Origin of the sequence: Collimonas pratensis (assembly GCF_001584185.1) — a bacterium.
GTDB lineage: Bacteria > Pseudomonadota > Gammaproteobacteria > Burkholderiales > Burkholderiaceae_D > Collimonas > Collimonas pratensis.
Window position 1 is genome coordinate 3,496,227 of sequence record NZ_CP013234.1, and the last position, 17,179, is coordinate 3,513,405.

At 62.0% G+C, this 17,179-nt stretch carries 15 protein-coding genes and 1 pseudogene; 10 read left to right on the plus strand and 6 right to left on the minus strand.

Features of this window, described 5'->3' with window-relative positions:
• Positions 1-65 precede the first annotated feature (65 nt).
• Both CPter91_RS15645 and CPter91_RS15650 read left to right on the plus strand, forming a co-directional pair.
• Positions 66-1,148: a chitosanase gene (locus tag CPter91_RS15645; protein WP_082792874.1), complete on the plus strand. Its 1,083-nt coding sequence runs from the start codon at positions 66-68 to the stop codon at positions 1,146-1,148.
• Positions 1,149-1,261: 113 nt separating this feature from the next.
• Positions 1,262-1,756, plus strand: coding sequence for a GFA family protein (locus CPter91_RS15650; protein WP_061941830.1), 495 nt, complete (start codon positions 1,262-1,264; stop codon positions 1,754-1,756).
• 199 nt (positions 1,757-1,955) lie between these two features.
• Here CPter91_RS15650 and CPter91_RS15655 read toward each other — a convergent pair whose 3' ends face one another.
• The 3 genes and pseudogenes from CPter91_RS15655 to CPter91_RS15665 all read right to left on the minus strand — a co-directional run bounded on the left by CPter91_RS15655 (position 1,956) and on the right by CPter91_RS15665 (position 4,597).
• Positions 1,956-2,990, minus strand: coding sequence for an MBL fold metallo-hydrolase (locus CPter91_RS15655; protein ID WP_061941832.1), 1,035 nt, complete (start codon positions 2,988-2,990; stop codon positions 1,956-1,958).
• Positions 2,991-3,151: 161 nt separating this feature from the next.
• Positions 3,152-3,454: a hypothetical protein gene (locus CPter91_RS15660; protein ID WP_061941834.1), complete on the minus strand. Its 303-nt coding sequence runs from the start codon at positions 3,452-3,454 to the stop codon at positions 3,152-3,154.
• 88 nt (positions 3,455-3,542) lie between these two features.
• Positions 3,543-4,597 (minus strand): annotated as a pseudogene (locus CPter91_RS15665) (NAD(P)-dependent alcohol dehydrogenase).
• Between the two features lie 192 nt (positions 4,598-4,789).
• On the opposite strand from CPter91_RS15665, the gene CPter91_RS15670 reads away from it, so the two are divergent.
• Positions 4,790-5,695, plus strand: coding sequence for an AraC family transcriptional regulator (locus CPter91_RS15670; RefSeq protein ID WP_061941836.1), 906 nt, complete (start codon positions 4,790-4,792; stop codon positions 5,693-5,695).
• A gap of 15 nt (positions 5,696-5,710) precedes the next feature.
• On the opposite strand, the gene CPter91_RS15675 is transcribed toward CPter91_RS15670, so the two are convergent.
• A complete protein-coding gene (locus CPter91_RS15675) occupies positions 5,711-6,151 on the minus strand; it encodes a MarR family winged helix-turn-helix transcriptional regulator (RefSeq protein WP_061941838.1) in 441 nt (146 codons plus the stop codon).
• Positions 6,152-6,249: 98 nt separating this feature from the next.
• Here CPter91_RS15675 and CPter91_RS15680 point away from each other — a divergent pair, with 98 nt between their 5' ends.
• The 5 genes from CPter91_RS15680 to CPter91_RS15700 all read left to right on the plus strand — a co-directional run bounded on the left by CPter91_RS15680 (position 6,250) and on the right by CPter91_RS15700 (position 11,232).
• Positions 6,250-7,782 (plus strand): FAD-dependent oxidoreductase, encoded by a 1,533-nt coding sequence (locus CPter91_RS15680; protein WP_061941840.1) that lies wholly within the window; start codon positions 6,250-6,252, stop codon positions 7,780-7,782.
• A gap of 213 nt (positions 7,783-7,995) precedes the next feature.
• Positions 7,996-9,015 carry a DUF2157 domain-containing protein gene (locus CPter91_RS15685; RefSeq protein ID WP_061941842.1) on the plus strand — a complete coding sequence of 340 codons (1,020 nt, stop codon included), beginning with the start codon at positions 7,996-7,998 and terminating at the stop codon, positions 9,013-9,015.
• Positions 9,012-10,100, plus strand: a complete 1,089-nt coding sequence (locus CPter91_RS15690; RefSeq protein ID WP_061941844.1) for a DUF4401 domain-containing protein — start codon at positions 9,012-9,014, stop codon at positions 10,098-10,100. The genes CPter91_RS15685 and CPter91_RS15690 overlap by 4 nt, the downstream gene beginning before the upstream one ends.
• A complete protein-coding gene (locus CPter91_RS15695) occupies positions 10,097-10,639 on the plus strand; it encodes a GDYXXLXY domain-containing protein (RefSeq protein WP_061941846.1) in 543 nt (180 codons plus the stop codon). Before CPter91_RS15690 ends, CPter91_RS15695 begins: the two co-directional genes overlap by 4 nt.
• Positions 10,636-11,232, plus strand: coding sequence for a tyrosine-protein phosphatase (locus tag CPter91_RS15700; protein WP_061941847.1), 597 nt, complete (start codon positions 10,636-10,638; stop codon positions 11,230-11,232). Before CPter91_RS15695 ends, CPter91_RS15700 begins: the two co-directional genes overlap by 4 nt.
• Positions 11,233-11,296: 64 nt before the next feature.
• Here the strand turns inward: CPter91_RS15700 and CPter91_RS15705 are convergent, their stop codons facing one another.
• Together CPter91_RS15705 and CPter91_RS15710 are read right to left on the minus strand one after the other, a co-directional pair.
• The gene (locus tag CPter91_RS15705; protein WP_061941848.1) at positions 11,297-13,381 is read right to left on the minus strand and encodes a sensor histidine kinase; all 2,085 of its coding nucleotides are present in this window, start codon (positions 13,379-13,381) and stop codon (positions 11,297-11,299) included.
• Between the two features lie 34 nt (positions 13,382-13,415).
• Positions 13,416-14,132, minus strand: coding sequence for a response regulator transcription factor (locus tag CPter91_RS15710; RefSeq protein ID WP_061941849.1), 717 nt, complete (start codon positions 14,130-14,132; stop codon positions 13,416-13,418).
• A gap of 299 nt (positions 14,133-14,431) precedes the next feature.
• Here CPter91_RS15710 and CPter91_RS15715 point away from each other — a divergent pair, with 299 nt between their 5' ends.
• Complete coding sequence (locus tag CPter91_RS15715; protein ID WP_061941850.1) at positions 14,432-15,691, plus strand: prohibitin family protein; 1,260 nt, start codon at positions 14,432-14,434, stop codon at positions 15,689-15,691.
• Positions 15,688-17,097 (plus strand): SH3 domain-containing protein, encoded by a 1,410-nt coding sequence (locus CPter91_RS15720; RefSeq protein WP_061941853.1) that lies wholly within the window; start codon positions 15,688-15,690, stop codon positions 17,095-17,097. The genes CPter91_RS15715 and CPter91_RS15720 overlap by 4 nt, the downstream gene beginning before the upstream one ends.
• The last annotated feature ends 82 nt before the right edge of the window (positions 17,098-17,179 follow it).

The following is a 17,179-nucleotide window of genomic DNA, read 5'->3' on the forward strand; positions in this document are numbered from 1 at the left end:
CTTGACTTGAAAATCAATCAACCACGACATCACTCATTTTGGAGAATATCTTGCAGAATTTACCCATGAAGAAATTATCGAAAGCGCTGCTGCTTTCCTGCGGCCTGCTGGCCTTGTCCCTGAATGCCGGGGCGCATGGCCTGGCGGCCGGCAGCCAAGCCAGGCTGGAGGCCAGGATCGCTCCCTGCGACGGCGCCTGGGTCGACGGCGCGGTCTACACCGCAGGCGACAAGGTCAGCTACGGCGGCGTCAATTACAGCGCCGCCTACTGGACCCAAGGCAACAACCCGGCCGGCAGCAGCGGCGCCAGCACGGCGGCACAGCCGTGGGTGAGCGGCGCCAGCTGCCAGCAAGCCAAAGCGGCCGCCAACGATCACGATGCCAACTTCTCGCCGGCCACGCTGCTATTCCTGAAGACCAATACCGGTCTCGACGGCGAGCAGTGGGACAACATCATGAAACTGATCAACAAGCCGGAACAGGACTCCCTCAACTGGACCAAGTACTACGGCTACTGCGAAAACATCAATGACGACCGCGGCTACACTATCGGCATTTTCGGCGCCACCACCGGCGGCCCCAACGATGAAGGGCCGGACGGTCCGGCGCTGTTCAAGGAATTCGACGCCGCCAGCGGCGCCGCCAATCCTTCCATCGCAGGCGGTCTGGCGCGCGCCGGCGCGCATGGCAACATGCAGGGCGCCATCTTGAAAATCACCGACAGCAAGGCGGATTTCTACAAGAAGATCGAGGCGCTGCAAAACAACCCTGCATGGCGCGAAGCCATGTGGCATACTTTTTATAATGTGTATATCAAGTACAGCTTGCAGCAGGCGCGCCAGCGCGGCTTCACTTCGGCGCTGACGATCGGCTCGTTTGTCGACACCGCTTTGAACCAGGGCGCCAGCGGCGATTCGGGTTCACTGGAAGGCGTGCTGTCGCGCTCGGGTAAGAGCACCGATGAAAAGACGTTCATGACCAGCTTCTACGCGCAACGCAGCAAGATCGTCGACACCAATCAGTACAACCAGCCGCCTAACGGCAAGAACCGGGTGAAAGAATGGAGCACCCTGCTGGGCCTGGGCGAAACCGATCTCAAGAATGCTGATGCGGATGTAATCAAAGTCACTAACTGGACCATGAAGTAAGTTTCGGAAATGCCCGGGGCCTGGCAAACCCGGCCAGACCCGGGCATGGCGCGCCGATCCTGCTGCTTCATGTTGCTGCCATGTCGATGAAGCATCACCATCAGGAGATAGCGATGAAACTCAAAGGATCCTGCCATTGCGGCGCCGTCCGCTTCAGCCTGGACAGCGCCACGCCCTACCCTTACCAGCGCTGCTACTGCTCGATCTGCCGCAAGACCCAGGGCGGTGGCGGCTACACCATCAATATCGGCGGCGACGCCAGCACGCTCAAGGTGAGCGGCAGCGACGACGTCAGCGTCTACCACGCCAAACTCAAGCGCAAGGGCGAGCGCCGGGTCCATACCAGCACTGCGCAAAGGCATTTTTGCCGGCGCTGCGGCAGCGCCTTGTGGCTGTTCAGCCCGGAATGGCCGGAGCTGGTGCATCCGTTCGCCTCGGCTATCGATACGCCGCTACCGATACCGCCTGAGCATACCCACCTGCTGCTGGCCTACAAAGCGCCGTGGGTGGAAGTCAAGGCCGGCCGCAAGGATAAGCAGTTCGCCGAATTCCCGCGTGAATCGCTGGCGGACTGGCATGAGCGGCTGGGGCTGCTCGATGCGGATTAAGTGTTGCCGACGCCGCATGGGCGGCGTCAAAAGCATTGATCAAGCCGATCATGTAATCCATGCGGGCCTGTTCCCGCGGCGTGGTTTTACGTCCCCACAATTCATCGAATTCCGCCACCATCAGCAGATAGTCTTGTTCACAACTAATCGCTTTATCCATCTTTCCCCCGGAAAAAGTACCACTAGGCCGCACACTTGATCAGCCTGCATCCTGCTCGCGCCACCAGCGCCGCCCGGCCTCTGGCGCCGCAACGCTTAGCATTTCACCCATCTGCGGCGTGCTGACCGCCACCCCCTGCTCCTCAGCGAGGGCAACGATGCGCTCAAACGGGTCTTGCCACAGATGCAGGGCCAGGTCGAAAGTGCCGTTATGCACCGGCAGCAAATGCTTGCCGCCCAAGTCCAGATGCGCTTGCAAAGTCTGTTCGGGCTGCATGTGGACATCCGGCCAGTCATGGTCGTAGGCGCCGGTTTCTATCATGGTCAGGTCGAACGGGCCATAGCGCCGGCCAATCTCCTTGAAGCCGTCGAAATAGCCGCTGTCGCCGCTGAAGAACAGGCGCAAATCGTCATCCAGGATTACCCAGGAGGCCCACAGCGTACGGTTGCCGTCGCTCAGGCTGCGTCCCGAGAAATGGCGCGCCGGCGTCGCCGCCAGCTGCAAGCCGCCAACCCGGGTGCTTTGCCACCAATCCAGCTGCTGTACCTTTTCGGCCGGGATACCCCATTTGATCAGCGTATCGCCGACGCCCAGCGGCGTCAGGAAGTGCTTGGTCTTGCCGGCCAGCTGCAGGACGGCGGCATGGTCCAGGTGATCGTAATGGTCGTGCGACAGGATTACGCCCTCGATCGGCGGCAGCTCGGCGATGCTGATCGGCGGCTGGTGGAAGCGCTTGGGGCCGATCCACTGCAGCGGCGAGGCGCGCTCGGAAAACACCGGGTCGGTCAGCCAGAAGGCGCCGCGCAGCTTGAGCAACATGGTCGAGTGCCCGAGGCGGAACAGCGAACGGTCCGGCGCCGCCAGCAGCTGCGCCGTGCTGATCGCCTGCACCGGGATCGGCCGCGCCGGCACGGTGCCGGCCGGCTTTTCGAAAATCACGCGCCACAATAAGCGCAAGGTCTTGCGCAAACCGTTCTTGTGCATAGCCTGGCGGTTCCTGAACTTGCCGTCGCGCTGCGTTGAATATTGAATCGGGAGGGCCGTATCGAAGGCCTTGAGAGTTTCGCTTGCCATGCTGGTTGTCCTGTCCGGATGCCGGTTATTTGACGATTTCTGCTGAAAACTGGAATATATTACACTACACAGTGTAGTTTATAACATAGAAAAGTAAACTTGGCAGTGCAAATAATTTTCAGTCGGGGAATAACAACAATGGCAAGCGCCAGGTCAGCTCCCTAGCGTGTCATGCGGTGCCGCACCGGCGTCACGCTCCAGGACACCGTATCCTGGTCGATCATCGCGTGCACCGGTGAATCGGCCAGCTCATCCATCAGCCGCTGCATGGCGTCCGTGCCGTGGGCGATCGTGTCCCAGAGCAGCATGTCGACGATGGTACCGTCCTCCCGCTCGGCCAGGTGGCGCGAGCGAAATCCCGGCTGGCGCTTGAGCCAGGCATCGACATCGGCGTTGGCGGCGATGAAGTCTGCGCAGGAATGGCCTGCCAACTTGAAGGTGGTGATTTCTATTGCTTCTTTCATGTCATGCTCCTTGCCGTATCAATTTTTCTGTATCAATTTTTCTGTATCAATTTTTCTGTATCAATTTTTCTGTATCAATTTTTCTGTATCAGTCTTGCAGCGAGGCGATATCAATCACAAAACGATAGCGCACATCATTTTTCTCCAAACGTTCGTAGGCGTCGTTAACATCCTGGATGCGGATGGTTTGGATTTCGGCGGCGATGTCGTGGCGGCCGCAGAAATCCAGCATTTCCTGGGTTTCCTTGATCGAGCCCATGAGCGAGCCGCTGAGGGAGCGGCGGCCAACCACCAAGGATAGCGCGCTGAGCGGAATCGATTTTTCCGGGATGCCGATAATCACCAGCGAACCATCGATTGCCAGCAAGCTCAGATAAGCGTTCCAGTCGAGCTCAGCCGAGACGGTGCAGATGATCAGGTCAAAACGTCCGGCCAGCGCCTGGAAAGTATCCGCCATCCCGGTGGCGTAGCAATGATCGGCGCCGAAACGCATGGCGTCATCCGCCTTCGACAGCGACTGGCTCAGCACCGTTACCTCGGCGCCCATGGCGCGGGCAATCTTGACCCCGACATGGCCGAGGCCGCCCATGCCGACAATGGCGACATGCTTGCCCGGACCGGCCGCGAAGCGGCGCAGCGGCGCAGCGGCGAATACATGGTGATGCCGGCGCACAGCAGCGGCGCCGCAGCATCCAGCGGCAAGCGGTCCGGGATCGCCAGCACGTAACCCTCCTTGACCACGATCGATTCCGAGTAGCCGCCATAGGTCAGGCTGCGGCCGTCTGCTTCGAGGCTATTGTAGGTCTGCACCAGGCCAGGCATCAGATGCTCCAGGTCGACATTGCGCGTGGCGCAGCTGGTGCAAGAATCGACAAAACAGCCGACGCCGACACGGTCGCCGATCTTGAATTTCTGCACCTTGGCGCCAACCGCCGTCACAATGCCCGTGATCTCATGTCCGGGCACCATGGGAAACATCGAAAATCCCCAGGCATTGCGCGCCATGGAAACATCCGAGTGGCAGATGCCGCGGTACTTGATCGAGATTGCGACGTCTTCGTCCGCCGGCAAGCGCCGTTGTATCGTGAACGGGGCTAAGGGGCTGTGCGCAGCAGCAACGGCGTAGGCTTTGGAGTAGTTCATTACGTGCTTTCTTTGATGACAGGAGAAGAGGACTTGATGCGCTCAATCCTACGGCAGGGGGCTAGACTGCGGTTATCCGGATCCTGTACATCTCATGCACGATCCTGCAAGCGTCTGCACATCCGCAGGCGGCAATCGCAAGACTCGAGTAGGATCGTGTCAGCCACCACGCAAAGAGAAAGACAGCCTTCAATGCATCCGCCATCTGAACATTTCCAGGAGATCGTCGAGATCATCGGCCGCCATGCACCGGCCGACAGCGAATACGCGACCGCGATCGGCAACCTGTTCTTCAACCGCCGCTCCTCCCCCACCCAGCCTCTGCATGTCAGCCAGTGGCCTTGCTTCGCCATGGTCGCCCAAGGCGCCAAAAGCATCATGCTGGGGGCCGATACTTTCGACTACGGCGTCGGCCAGTTCCTGCTGGTGTCGCTCGACCTGCCAGTCGTGTCGCGCGTCACCCAGGCCAGCCCGCAGCTGCCGCACCTGGGCCTGGGCATGGCGATCGACGGCGCCACGCTGGCCGACCTGATGAGCCGGATCGCGCTGCCGGCCAGCACCGTCGCCACTGACAGACGGCTAGGCGTGGCCGTCAACACGGCATCGGCAGATTTGCTGGAGGCGACCCTCAGGCTGCTCAGGTTGCTGGACCGGCCGGCGGATATCCCAGCCCTGGCGCCGCTGATCGAGCAAGAAATCCTGTATCACGTGCTGACCGGCCCGTGCGGCGCGCAACTGCTTCAGATCGCCACGGCCGACAGTCCCGGTAACAAGATCGCCCGCTCCATCGGCTGGCTCAAATCCAACTACAGCGAGCAGCTGCGCATGGCGGAACTGGCGGAGCGCGTAGGCATGAGTGTCTCGTCGCTGCACCATCACTTCAAGGCGGTCACCGCCATGACGCCTGTGCAATACCAGAAACAGCTGCGCTTGCATGAAGCCAGGCGGCTGATGCTGGTCGACCAGTTGGATGTAGGAACTGCGGGTTACCGCGTGGGATATCAGAGCCCATCCCAGTTCAGCCGCGAATACGGCCGGCTTTACGGCATGCCGCCGCAGCGGGATGTAGAGCGTCTCAGAAAAACAGCGACAGCATGAGGCTGCGGCGGCAGTCTATCTGCTGGTAAAGCCGATTGCCGCATCCGCCAGCTTGCGCACCAGCCGCGTCAGTTCGGCCCGGTCCTTGGCGCTCCAGTCTGCCAGCGCCTCTTCGAATATCTTGTTACGCGCTGCACCGATCTGCTCCACCATGCGGCCGCCAGCCTTGGTCACCACCGCTTCCTTGACCCGCTGATCGAGCTTGCTCGGGCTGCGCACCACCAGATCCAGTTCTTCCAGTTTGGCGACCTGGCGGCTGACTGTGGAATGGTCGCGCCCCACCAGTTCGGCCAGTTCGACCACGCCGATAGGGCCACGCATGCCGATTCTGATCAGCAAGGGGAACAAAGCCCGGTCAAGCGTGACATTCGCGCGCTGCAGCAGCATGTGATCAGGTTGCGGACGGTTGAATACGCCGACCAGGTCCAGCAACGCTTCGTGTAGAGGATTTTTCATTCCGTGGATTATGCACTCTTTTTTTGCACACGCACCATATCCGTGTATTATGCACATATATATCCGTGCATTTTGCACGCAAACCCCTGGAGAATGCAATGAGCAATCGTCACAATCCTGAAACAACCGAGGTACTGATCGTTGGCGCCGGTGCAGCAGGCCTGGTGCTGGCGCTAGACCTGGCACGGCGCGGCGTGCAGTTCCGCCTGGTGGAAAAGCTGGAGGCGCCGTTTGCCGGTTCGCGCGGCAAGGGCTTGCAGCCGCGTTCCATGGAAATCTTCGAAGACCTGGGCGTGCTCGGCGATTTGCTGGCCAGCGGCAATCCCTATCCTCCGGTCCACTCTTACGATGGCAGCCAGGTAAAGGTCAGCGCCATCAGTCAAGCGCGCTCGCCGACACCCGCTGAGCCGCATGTCATCCCTTTGATGCTGCCGCAATGGCGCACCGAAGAAATCCTGCGCGCACATTTGCAAGCAGCCGGCCATGCCCCGGAATTCGGTGTTGAGCTGACTGGATTCGCGCAGGATGCAGACGGCGTTACCGCCAGCCTGAACACGCGCACCGGCGAGCAGCAAATACGCGCCCGCTTCCTGATCGGCTGCGACGGCGGCCGCAGCTTTGTCAGACGCGCGCTGGACATCAGCTTTCCCGGCGAAAGCACAAGCCAGCGCGCCATCGTCGCCGATCTGCGCGTAGACAAGCTGTCCCGCGATGCATGGCATCAATGGCCGAAAGCAGAAGGCGGCCACCTGGCGCTATGCCCGCTGCCGGGCGGCGATACTTTCCAGATGACAGCGGCGCTGGCGGAGGGAGAAGAAGCGGACTTGTCGGATGAGAACATCCACGCCTTGATCCGGCAACGCAGCGGCCTCGCCGACCTTGTCCTGCACCCTCCGCTCTGGCGTTCAGTGTTCGGCGTCAGCGCCAGGCTGGCGGAGCGCTACCGCGTCGGCCGTGTCTTCATCACCGGCGACGCCGCGCATATCCACCCGCCCACCGGTGGACAAGGCTTGAACACCAGCATCCAGGATGCTTACAACCTTGGCTGGAAACTGGCGGCGGTGCTGCATGGCGCGCCAGACGCCTTGCTCGACACCTACGAAGCGGAGCGCCGTCCGATCGCAGCGGACATGCTGCGCTTGAGCATGGGCTATCTGAAAGCCATGCAGGAAAACCGCCCGATGCAGCGCGGACGCGATGCTCAGCAACTGGACCTGGCCTACCGGGATTCTGTGCTGACGCAGGAGTTGCGTGCCGCACCTGGCGACTTGCGCGCCGGCGACCGCGCGCCGGATGCCCGCTTGCATGATCCGCAGGACGGCGTGGTGCGCCTGTTCGACATATTGAAGGGCCCGCATTTTACGCTGCTGGCATACCAGTCGGAAGCGCCTGAAATCCACCACCGATTCAACGCGATCGACATCGCCGTCAAAACTGTCAGGGCAGCCGATGCGGAGCGCGTTGCAGACTTGGCCGATGTGGATAATCATTTGCGCGACGCCTATGGATTGCGCGCCGGGCAACTGGTATTGGTGCGTCCCGACGCTTACGTGGCGCTGATTGCCGATGCGCGCGACAGCGAGGCCTTGGCGCGCTATCTCACGCACTGGCTGGGAACGCAGGGAAATTAGCCGCCGCGCCGGCCGGATTCCCTTGCTGCTGGACTGACGTCAAAGGCATCTTGCGACTGCGCTTCATCAACATGAAGATTTGATGAAGCGCTCGCATATAAAGCACAACAAGCAAAAATAAATAGCTTAATATAATCCCAATCGCGGCCGGCTACTGGGAATCGGCCGCCTCTGGCGCCAACGCCACCCATCATTCCAGAATGGAGTCTGACGATGAATGCACGCAGCATTCTTGATCATTGGCAGGACAGCGGCGAACTCGACCAGGCCGGCTACCGGCGCGCGCTGCTGGCGCTGCACCTGGCGCCTGATACGGAACGCTGGCGCCAACTGGCCGCCCGCTTGCTGCTGGTCGGCGGCGCGCTGTGCCTGCTGGCCGGCGTCTTGATGGCATTCGCGTCCAACTGGCTGACCTGGCCGCGCCTGATGCGGGTCGGCATCGCCGAAGCCGGCTGGCTGGCGCTGCTGGCCTGGGCTTTCTTCGCCCGGCCCGACAGTGACGGGCGACGCTGGGCCTTATTTGCTGTGGCCGCCATGTCCGGCATCTGGCTGGCGGTGATCGGACAAACCTACCAGACCGGCGCCGACACCTGGCAGCTGTTTGCGCTATGGGCAGCACTGGCCTTGCCATGGGCGCTGCTGGCCAATTTCGCGCCGCTGTGGGGATTGTGGATCGTCATCGTATCGCTGGCGCTGCAACTGTGGCTGCCGCATGCGCCTTGGCGTCCGGCGCTGTCGGCCTGGAGCCTGTTTGATGAAATCAACCTGCCCTTGATCGGCTTCTGGCTGGCAGCACTGGCGCTTGCCGAACGGCTGCAAAGCGCGGCCGCGCCATGGACCGCGCGCATCTTGCCGCGCCTGCTGGGATTGGCGCTGGCGCTGCTGCTGACCGTCCAGGCCAGCATGGTGCTGGCTGGCGAGCATCAGCATGTCTTCAACCTGTCGTCGTCCACCAGCGGCGCCGTGATCGTGAGCTTGTGGCTGGCTTGCGTGCTTGCCGCGCTCTATTTTTATTTGCGGCGGCGTGATCTGTTGCTGCTGGCGCTGCCTTTGTTTTCTGTCTGGGTCGCCGTGCTGGCCTGGGTGGTTGGCGCCGCCCATGGCGACGACTGGCTGTATCCGGTTTCGATACTGGCGATTGCCGGCCTCGGCCTGATCGGCTGGTGGCTGCATGGCCGTAACCAGGCATGGCAGGCAGCGCCGCTGCCTGCGCTAACGGAGGCCGCGCAATGAGCCAGCCAACCAATCAGATTGCCGGCTGGGACGACCTGATCGCCGGCTTGCGCGAGAGCGGTTCCCTGCGCCGCGAGGCCGTGCTGCCTGAGCACGACAACGCCCTGCCGTGGTCGGTCATGATCCTGCAAACCATCGCCGCCTGGATTGCCGCCGCCCTGTTGGTCGGGGCGGTGATAGTGCCGGCTTTCCTCGCCCGCAACGAAAGCGCCTGGATCGTTTGCGGCGTGCTGCTGATAGCTGCCGCGACAGCCGTGATGCGGCTCAACCGGCAATCGTTTTTCCTGCCGCAGATGGCGGTGCCGGTAGCGATTGCCGGCGCCATCCTGATCGGCGCCGGCCTCAAGCCGGATTCATGGGAACTGACCACCTTCGTGCTGGCGCTGATCCTGTTCGCGCTGTCCGGACATCGTTTGCTGCGCTTTATCGCGGCCGGCACCATGCTGGCGGTGCTGTGGTACTGGATGACGCCATGGGTGGGACGTTACCACTACGGCCTGCGCGAGCAAGTCACATGGCTGTGGCAACTGGCGCCGCTGCGCAACCTGCTGTTTTCGCTGGCGCTGTGGTGGCTATGGACCCATCCTCTGAAACTGTTCGGCCTCGGCCCGGCAGTCTGGCAGCCGGTGCGCCATGCCCTGCTGTGGTTCTGGCTTGGGGTACAGGTATGGCAGGCGTTCGATTGGGATCTATTGCTTGAGACGCGCGTCGGCCTCGATTCATGGCTGGCGCCGAACGGGATTTGGCTGGCCCGCCGGCTGCTCGACCTGCTGCCCTTGCTGCTGGCCGTATTCCTCACGCTGCGCCGTAATCCAGGACTGGCCGCACGCGTCTGGCCGCTGGCCGTGCTGTTGCCGCTCTGCGTCTTGTCGCCGGCGCTGGCGACAGCGGCGCTGGTGCTGTGGGTAGGCCTGGCCGAAGGCCGCGGCTATCTGACGGCGCTCGGCATTGCCGCCGCCCTGGCAAGCTTCGGCGCCTTCTATTACAACTTGCACTGGCCCTTGCTGCACAAGGGCTTGCTGCTGATGGCAAGCGGCGCGGTGCTGCTGGGAGTCTGGCTGTTCATGTCAAGGAGGACCGCATGATGCGCTGGCGCCTGCCCCTTTTTATTATCGCCGCGGTGATCACTTTGCTGTTCCTGAACGGCATCGTCTGGCGCCACGAACAGACTCTGGCCCAGGGCCACGCCGTGCTGCTGCCGTTACGTCCGGTTGATCCGCGCTCGCTGATGCAAGGCGATTACATGGCGCTCGACTACCAGCTGACGCAACAGCTCACGCACGACCTGATGGCCGCGCCGCCGGCCGCCGGGCAGGCGCTGGCGATAGTGCTCGGTACGGACAGCGACGGCGTCGCGCAGTTTCTTCGCATGGCCAAGCCGGGCGAGCAGCTGCAAGCCGGGGAAACCCTGGTACGCCTGAAATGGGAAGACAATGGCGCCCACCTGCCGAGCAACAGCTACTTCTTTGCCGAAGGAGAAGCGACCCGCTTCGCCCAGGCCCGCTACGCGATCTTCCGCGTGGCAAGCGATGGCACGGCGCTGCTGGCCGGGCTGGCGGATGAACGGCATAATACGATTCCCGACCGCCTCCAAGCGCCGACAAGCGCGCACAGCAATCCATGAAATATTCCATCCCGAAGCGCCTGCTCCGATCAGTTTTGCTAATCCAGTTGACGCTGGTCTTTACGCCATATGCACAGGCAGAAGCAAGCCAGGCACCCGTTCGAAAGCCCGAATGGGCGCAAGCCGTCGACACCTCGGCCAATCTCTATCTGGTCGACAAAAATTTCTATCGCAGCGCCGCCCTGCAACCCAAGGATATCAAGACCCTCAACGCACTCGATGTCAAAACGGTGGTCAACCTGCGTTCATTCCACTCCGACGACGATTTGCTGAAAAATACCGGCATCAAGGCCGTGCATGTCGGCATCAACACCTGGGAGATCAACGACAAGAATGTCATCGAGGCCTTGCGCGCGATACGCGCCGGCGCCAAGGAAGGCCCGGTCTTGCTGCATTGCTGGCACGGCGCCGACCGCACCGGCCTCGTCAGCGCCATGTATCGCGTCGTATTCCAGGGCTGGAGCAAGCAGATGGCGCTGGAAGAGCTGACCGACGGCGGCTATGGCTATCACGCGCTCTGGAAAAACATTCCAAAATATATGGCAACGGTGGACGTTGAAAAGATTCGCAGAGGCGTCAACAGCGAAAGCTAAATGCCGGATCTTGAATGACGGCCGGTGTAACAAGAACCGGCTTTCTGCTGCTATAACCAGGGTATCAAACGCGTTGCAACCCCAGTGAAAACACCACCCCATCCGTAACATTTTGCGCGGTAATGGTGCCACCCATCTTGGCCATATACGTCTTGGCGACAAACAGTCCCTGCCCGCGGTTGCCGTTGGCGCCGGCTTCCAGCTGGTCGGACACGCCGTACTCGAAAATCTTGTCGATCAGTTCTTCAGCGATATTCGGTCCGACATTATGGATGACGATGGTGGCCGCGGTTTCGGTGGTTTTCAGATCGATCGAAATCATGGAACCGGGCAGACGGCAGCGATCGGCATTGCGCAGGACGTGCGTGACCACGTCTTCCAGCGAATAATCGTCGGCCCTCACCATCACGCCTTCCGGGCCACCGGAAAACCTGACGTCGGCGATACCGACCAGCGGCGCGTTGTGGGCGACGTTGCCGAGAAAGATGCCGATGTCGATGGCTGTCACCTGCAGCACCGTGGACTGAAACGCCTCGCTGGGAGAGGCGCTGCCGTACAGCACCCGGATGGCCTGCTGCATGCGGTTGATGTAACGGCTGCTCTGGCTTTCGGCGGCGCCGTGCAGCGCCATCAGCGATTGCAGCGGCGACATGATTTCATGGCCCACCGCATGCCACATTTCCTTTTCCTGCTCGGCGCGGATTTCCTCGCGCTCCAGGTCTTCCTTGACGCGCCTGAGCAGGTCATGCAGGCAGCTTGCCAGCACCCCGAGCTCATCGGCGCCGCGCAAATCGCTCAGGTTGAACTGGTCGAGGCCACCCGAACCCTTGACGATCTTCGATACCTTGGCTGCGCGCCGGGTCAGCAAGGTGATGCGGCGGATGATGCCGATCTCGATGATCAGCCAGGCGACGAACAGCGCCAGCAGCATGGCGCCGACAAACCACGAAACGCGCGCAGCCACCACGCCCAGGCTGCGGTTGACGCTGCGCTCGTCGCCGCTCAGGCTGACGTCATAAATGCCGCTCGAAGTCACGACCGATTCCCGGCTTTCGTTCGGCGGCCCGATTTCATCCACCGGCAGGCGCCGCACCAGCCGGCTTAACAGGCGCGAGCTGTCGTCCGGATGATCTTCGGCTCCAGTCAGGTTGACCAGGTCGGCGCCGTCTGCCGCGCCGCGCTTCCTGATGCGTAAGCTTTCGCCCGGCAACAGCAGCGACGCCAGGTCGCCCACGGCAAACGCTCGCGCCGCAACTGCGCTTTGGCTGTCGAACAGCAGCGGCCCGTCGCCTGGGGGCAGGACTTCAATGCGTACCTGGATATTGTCGAGGTCAGCCGGCGGCCAGACAGGATTTTTTTTCTGGAACAATTCATCCTGCAAGACGGCCACCGGCAGCCGCAGCGAGAAAAACGCACTGCGCGGGCAATCAGCGGTGGCAGCGGCGCCGCCATCGTCCTGGCCGGGCTTGCTGCACAAGGTGTTTTGCCATATCCAGCCGCGGAAATCCTTGACCGGGCGCGATTCCACATGGCCGCTATCGTCAGCGGCGAACCCGGTCAGGCGGCCATGCGCGCCACGCGTTTGCACCGCGTTCGGATCACCGTTCTTTTCAAACGGTGCAATCCAGCGATAGGTCTGCCCGCGCAGGGTCACCGTCACCCGCACGCGATGCGCATCGCCGATATCCAGCTCGCCGCGCTGGTGCGGCACCAGTTCATCGCTGACGAAACTGCCGGCAACATAAATGAAGCCGCCGGCCCAGGGATTGTTGCCGACCGCCACGCACAGCGCACCGTTGTCGCCATACTGCACCAGGCAGCCGGACATGGTGATGGCCTGCCGAACCTTGTTCTGGTCGTCGAAATCGAGCGAGGGAAACGGCAGCAATACCGGGTGCAACGCAGCCGCGCCACCATTATCGACGCGCGGATTCAACAGCGCCAGCTGCCCTGCCGGATGGCGCAAGGTGGCCAGGATCTGGTCGCCTGTCTTGCGGAAGCTGGCCTGGTAATTTTTGTAGCTCAGCTGCTTTTCCTGCTGCAGCACATACAGCGCCATCGCCACGGTGGCCACCGCCAGCAGCAGGAAGGCGCCGCGGAACAGGATGCGCAAGCGGTATTGGGCGAGATTCGGAAAACGGATCTTCATGGGCAGTCATTCCCGCGGTTGCAGTGGCCGCGCATCAGTTTTCCTGGTCAACCCAGCGGAAACCGCGCATCGGGATATTTTCAATACAGGCAAATTCCGGATCGACCTCGCGAAACGCATCGCGGATGGTGCTGACGTGCTTGCGGATATTGTCGCGGTTGCGGCCGCTCTTGACTACCTGGAACAGCTGCTCGTAGGTCACCACCTGGCCGCGATGCTCGTACAGCGCCGCCAGCAGGCGCTGCGCCGTCAACGGCAGGTTGATGCGCTGTGCGCGCCAGATCGGCGTCTTCTGCCGCAGCGGGTCGATCGACAGTTCATTGCCGCTGGCCGCGGGCAGCGCCTCCTTGGCGTTGTTGCGCTCCCTGGCGGCGCGCAGGATTTCCAGGAAGGTATCGATGAAATCGGCTTCCTCGAAGGTCGCCTTTTGCAGGTAATCCCAGGCGTCCAGCGCCTTCATGATGCTGCGGTAGATGGTGGCCGGCATGGCCGACACTACCAGCACCGGCGTCGCCTGGCCCTTGTTGATGGCATTGATGATGGCGACGCCGGCGTGGCGCTCGCGTCCCAGCTCGATATCGAGCACCACCACGTCATAGTTTTCACGCGCCAGCGCCGCTTCGGCATCGTCGCGCGTATGCCACTGGTCGACCTGGATGCCGGGCTTGGCCGCTTCGATCCAGCCCTTGAGCTGATTGCTGGTCGGGATGTCGTCTTCGATTACCGCTACTTTTAGTGCCTGCTTAGTCATTTTTTCTCCGCTGCTTCCATCATCGATGACGCCCTTTCGCTCCCCCGTACGGGGAGGCTATCCGCCGGCAGGCCCGGGCACATGAAAGTATCCACGCTTTCCCACGAAAAGTCTGCGCCGCGCTGTGAGTATTTCTTCACACGGCTTACCGGATTGCGACGTCGCGGAGCATTCACCGCTGCCGGATAACGCGACTGCCCCTGCCTGCCCATTGTTGCTTCCGCCACCCCGAGCGCAAGATTCTTCCCAGGGAAACGCAATCCATGCCGCTCCCGATCACATCAAACAGGGGATATATCATGTCTGAACGGCTCGAATCACTGGCGCAGGGCTTGCTAGCGCTGCTCACTACCACCGTCAACGCTACCGGCACTGCGCTGGCCGGCCTGGGCCGCGCCCTGCGGCGCGCCTGGATGCTGGTGCTGGCGCTCATCCTGATCGGCGGCAGCGGCTATGAACTGGTCACCCACCCGCCGTTCAGGACGCTGGAACCGGGCGAAGTCGGCATCCGCTCCAACAAGCTGACCGGCGGCATCACTGAGGTCAGAGACGGCCTGGTGGTGGTTATCCCCGGCCTGCATGAATTGCGGCGCTACTCCTTGCTCGACCAGGTGTATCGGCCGGTGCGCAGCAGCAAGGCAAACGGCGAAGCCCCCTTCCAGTCGATTGAAGGCTTGTCGCTCGGCGTGGACCTGACCATACGCTACGCCATCGACCCCGCCAGGCTGGTCGGCATCGCCAAGGAGCTGCCGGCCGATATCAACGGTGAAATCGTCGAGCCGATGGTGCAAGGCGTGATCTACAAGTCCTTCACCCGCTATTCGGTGCGCGACATCTTTTCCACCAAGCGCGGCGAGATCCAGAAGGAAATCGAAAACGAATTGAAACCGAAGCTGGCGGCCGACGGCATCATCCTGCGCGGCGTCCAGATGGGCCAGGTCGACCTGCCGCCGGAATACCGCCAGGGCATGGAAAAGCTGCTGGCCGAGGAGCTGGAAAGCGAAAAAATGAAATACACACTGGAATTGAAGAGCAAGCAAGTGCAGCAGACCGAGCTGGAAGCCGAAGCCGACAAGGTCAAACGCGAAAAATCGGCGGAAGCGGCCGGCAACGAACAAATCATCGCCGCCAAGGCCCAGGAAGAAGCCATGAAACATGTATTGCCGTTCAAGCAAAAGCAGATCGAGCAGCGCCAGTATGAAGCCGAGGCAGAAAAGGTTTCGCGCATCAAGACCGCGGAAGGCAGCGCAGAAGCGCGCCGCATCGAAGCCTCGGGTGAAGCCGATTCACGCCACAAGCTGGCCGATGTCGAAGCCTATCGCCTGGAAACCATCGGCAAGGTCACCAGCGCCCAGCTGGAACGCGACGGCGCGCTGATCTCGAAGAACCCCTTGCTGATCCAGAAAACCATGGCCGACAAGCTGTCCGACAAGATCTCGGTGATCATCGCCGCGCCCCCAGCCAACGGCGGCTTCATCGGCTCAGCCCTGCTCGGCGGCGGCCAAACAGTCGCTTCCCAAACCCAGCAAGCTAACGCTGCTCAGGAGACACAACAATGATGCTCGCCGCCCTGGCCCTGGTCGCCATCGTCACCCAGGATAGCGCCGCCCTGCGCGCCGCGCCACGCGAATCAGCCCAGCAGCAAGCCGTGCTGTGGCAAGGCGACAGCCTGGAAGTGCGCGGCGAGAAGATGGACTACCTGCAGGTCTACGATCACCGGCGCGAACGCGGCGGCTATATCCGCGCCTCGCAAGTACGGCCCCAGTCGCTGGAAGCGAAAGACGCGCCCGACCTGCTGGCAGTGGTGCGCTTCCTGCGCGACACGCCGGGAGCCGAAGCGCTCGGCATCAGCTACGCCGCGGCCTACCTGAAAGCAGCGCCGGCCGAAGCGATCGGCCCAGAACCTTTCGATGCGCTGGGCACCATGGCAGACCGCCTGGCGCGCCGCGCCTCCGCCAAACGGGGCAAGGCTGACGACACGGTATTGTCGGCGCACCTGGAAGTGGCGTCCAGCTATGGCATAGGCATGCAGGGTTTCGAGCGCGACGGCCGCATCCAGCTGTGCTACAACGGCGAAGCCTTCCGCCGCGTACTGGCCATGAAATCGAACGACGGCCAGCGCGCCCGCGCCGCCCTGGCGCTGACCCGGCCCGAATGCGTAGACCCCAGCATCACGCCCACCGAGCGCAACAGCCTTGACGCCTGGCGCGCCGACATTCTCGACCGCGTGCAGCTGACCGAGTTGCCCGAATATGAAAAGAACCGCCTGCACCTGCGCCGCGCCGGCGTCTGGGCCAGCATCGCCTTCGAGCGCGCCAGGTTGCGCCAGCCCGCCCAGGACGCTGCCAACCGCGCCTTGCAGGAACTGGCCGCCGTCAACCAGACAGAAATTGCCGAGCCGGACGCGGCCGCCTATACCGATGCCGCCGTGCGCGTCGCCGCCTCGCGCTGGGCAGCGGAACCCGAACCAGTCACCACCAGCGGCGGCCTGGCAATCCTCACCACGCCGGGTGAAAGCGGGGAAACCTGCGTCACGCTGGTAGACGCCAAGCACGATCAAAAAAATCCGCTCTTCAAACGCTGCACCTACGGCCTGGTCTGGAAGGCCTCAGTCAGCGTCAATGCCCAGCAGACCGCGCTGGCGCTCGCCGTGCAGCCGCTCGATTCATGGCGCGAATTGTGGGTATTCCATCAAGGAGACAAAGGCTGGACTGTCGACATCTTGCCGCCGGCCGCCAACGCCCCCGATGTCGGCTACCTGGAATTCGCCGGCTGGGTGCCGGGCAGCGCGAAGATGCTGGCGGTGCGCGAGGCACGCGTCGACGGGCGCTTCAAACGCAGCTTTGAAGTGCTGCGGATGGATACCATGGATGTCGAGAAACAGGCCGACAGCCCGCGCTCGCTGAGCTTGTTTTACAAGTGGCAGGATCCGGCCTGGAAACGTGGCACTTTGAGTTTGCGGTAATATCATACCTAATCCAGTCAAATTGACTGGATTGATCGCAATTATGATTGGATTGGTTATTTTTGCCCGGCAGCTGTCGACT

Coding starts and splice junctions, on each gene's coding strand:
- CPter91_RS15645 (WP_082792874.1), top strand. CDS start 66: ATGAAGAAATTATCGAAAGCGCTGCTGCTTTCCTGCGGCCTGCTGGCC.
- CPter91_RS15650 (WP_061941830.1), top strand. CDS start 1,262: ATGAAACTCAAAGGATCCTGCCATTGCGGCGCCGTCCGCTTCAGCCTG.
- CPter91_RS15655 (WP_061941832.1), bottom strand. CDS start 2,990: ATGGCAAGCGAAACTCTCAAGGCCTTCGATACGGCCCTCCCGATTCAA.
- CPter91_RS15660 (WP_061941834.1), bottom strand. CDS start 3,454: ATGAAAGAAGCAATAGAAATCACCACCTTCAAGTTGGCAGGCCATTCC.
- CPter91_RS15670 (WP_061941836.1), top strand. CDS start 4,790: ATGCATCCGCCATCTGAACATTTCCAGGAGATCGTCGAGATCATCGGC.
- CPter91_RS15675 (WP_061941838.1), bottom strand. CDS start 6,151: ATGAAAAATCCTCTACACGAAGCGTTGCTGGACCTGGTCGGCGTATTC.
- CPter91_RS15680 (WP_061941840.1), top strand. CDS start 6,250: ATGAGCAATCGTCACAATCCTGAAACAACCGAGGTACTGATCGTTGGC.
- CPter91_RS15685 (WP_061941842.1), top strand. CDS start 7,996: ATGAATGCACGCAGCATTCTTGATCATTGGCAGGACAGCGGCGAACTC.
- CPter91_RS15690 (WP_061941844.1), top strand. CDS start 9,012: ATGAGCCAGCCAACCAATCAGATTGCCGGCTGGGACGACCTGATCGCC.
- CPter91_RS15695 (WP_061941846.1), top strand. CDS start 10,097: ATGATGCGCTGGCGCCTGCCCCTTTTTATTATCGCCGCGGTGATCACT.
- CPter91_RS15700 (WP_061941847.1), top strand. CDS start 10,636: ATGAAATATTCCATCCCGAAGCGCCTGCTCCGATCAGTTTTGCTAATC.
- CPter91_RS15705 (WP_061941848.1), bottom strand. CDS start 13,381: ATGAAGATCCGTTTTCCGAATCTCGCCCAATACCGCTTGCGCATCCTG.
- CPter91_RS15710 (WP_061941849.1), bottom strand. CDS start 14,132: ATGACTAAGCAGGCACTAAAAGTAGCGGTAATCGAAGACGACATCCCG.
- CPter91_RS15715 (WP_061941850.1), top strand. CDS start 14,432: ATGTCTGAACGGCTCGAATCACTGGCGCAGGGCTTGCTAGCGCTGCTC.
- CPter91_RS15720 (WP_061941853.1), top strand. CDS start 15,688: ATGATGCTCGCCGCCCTGGCCCTGGTCGCCATCGTCACCCAGGATAGC.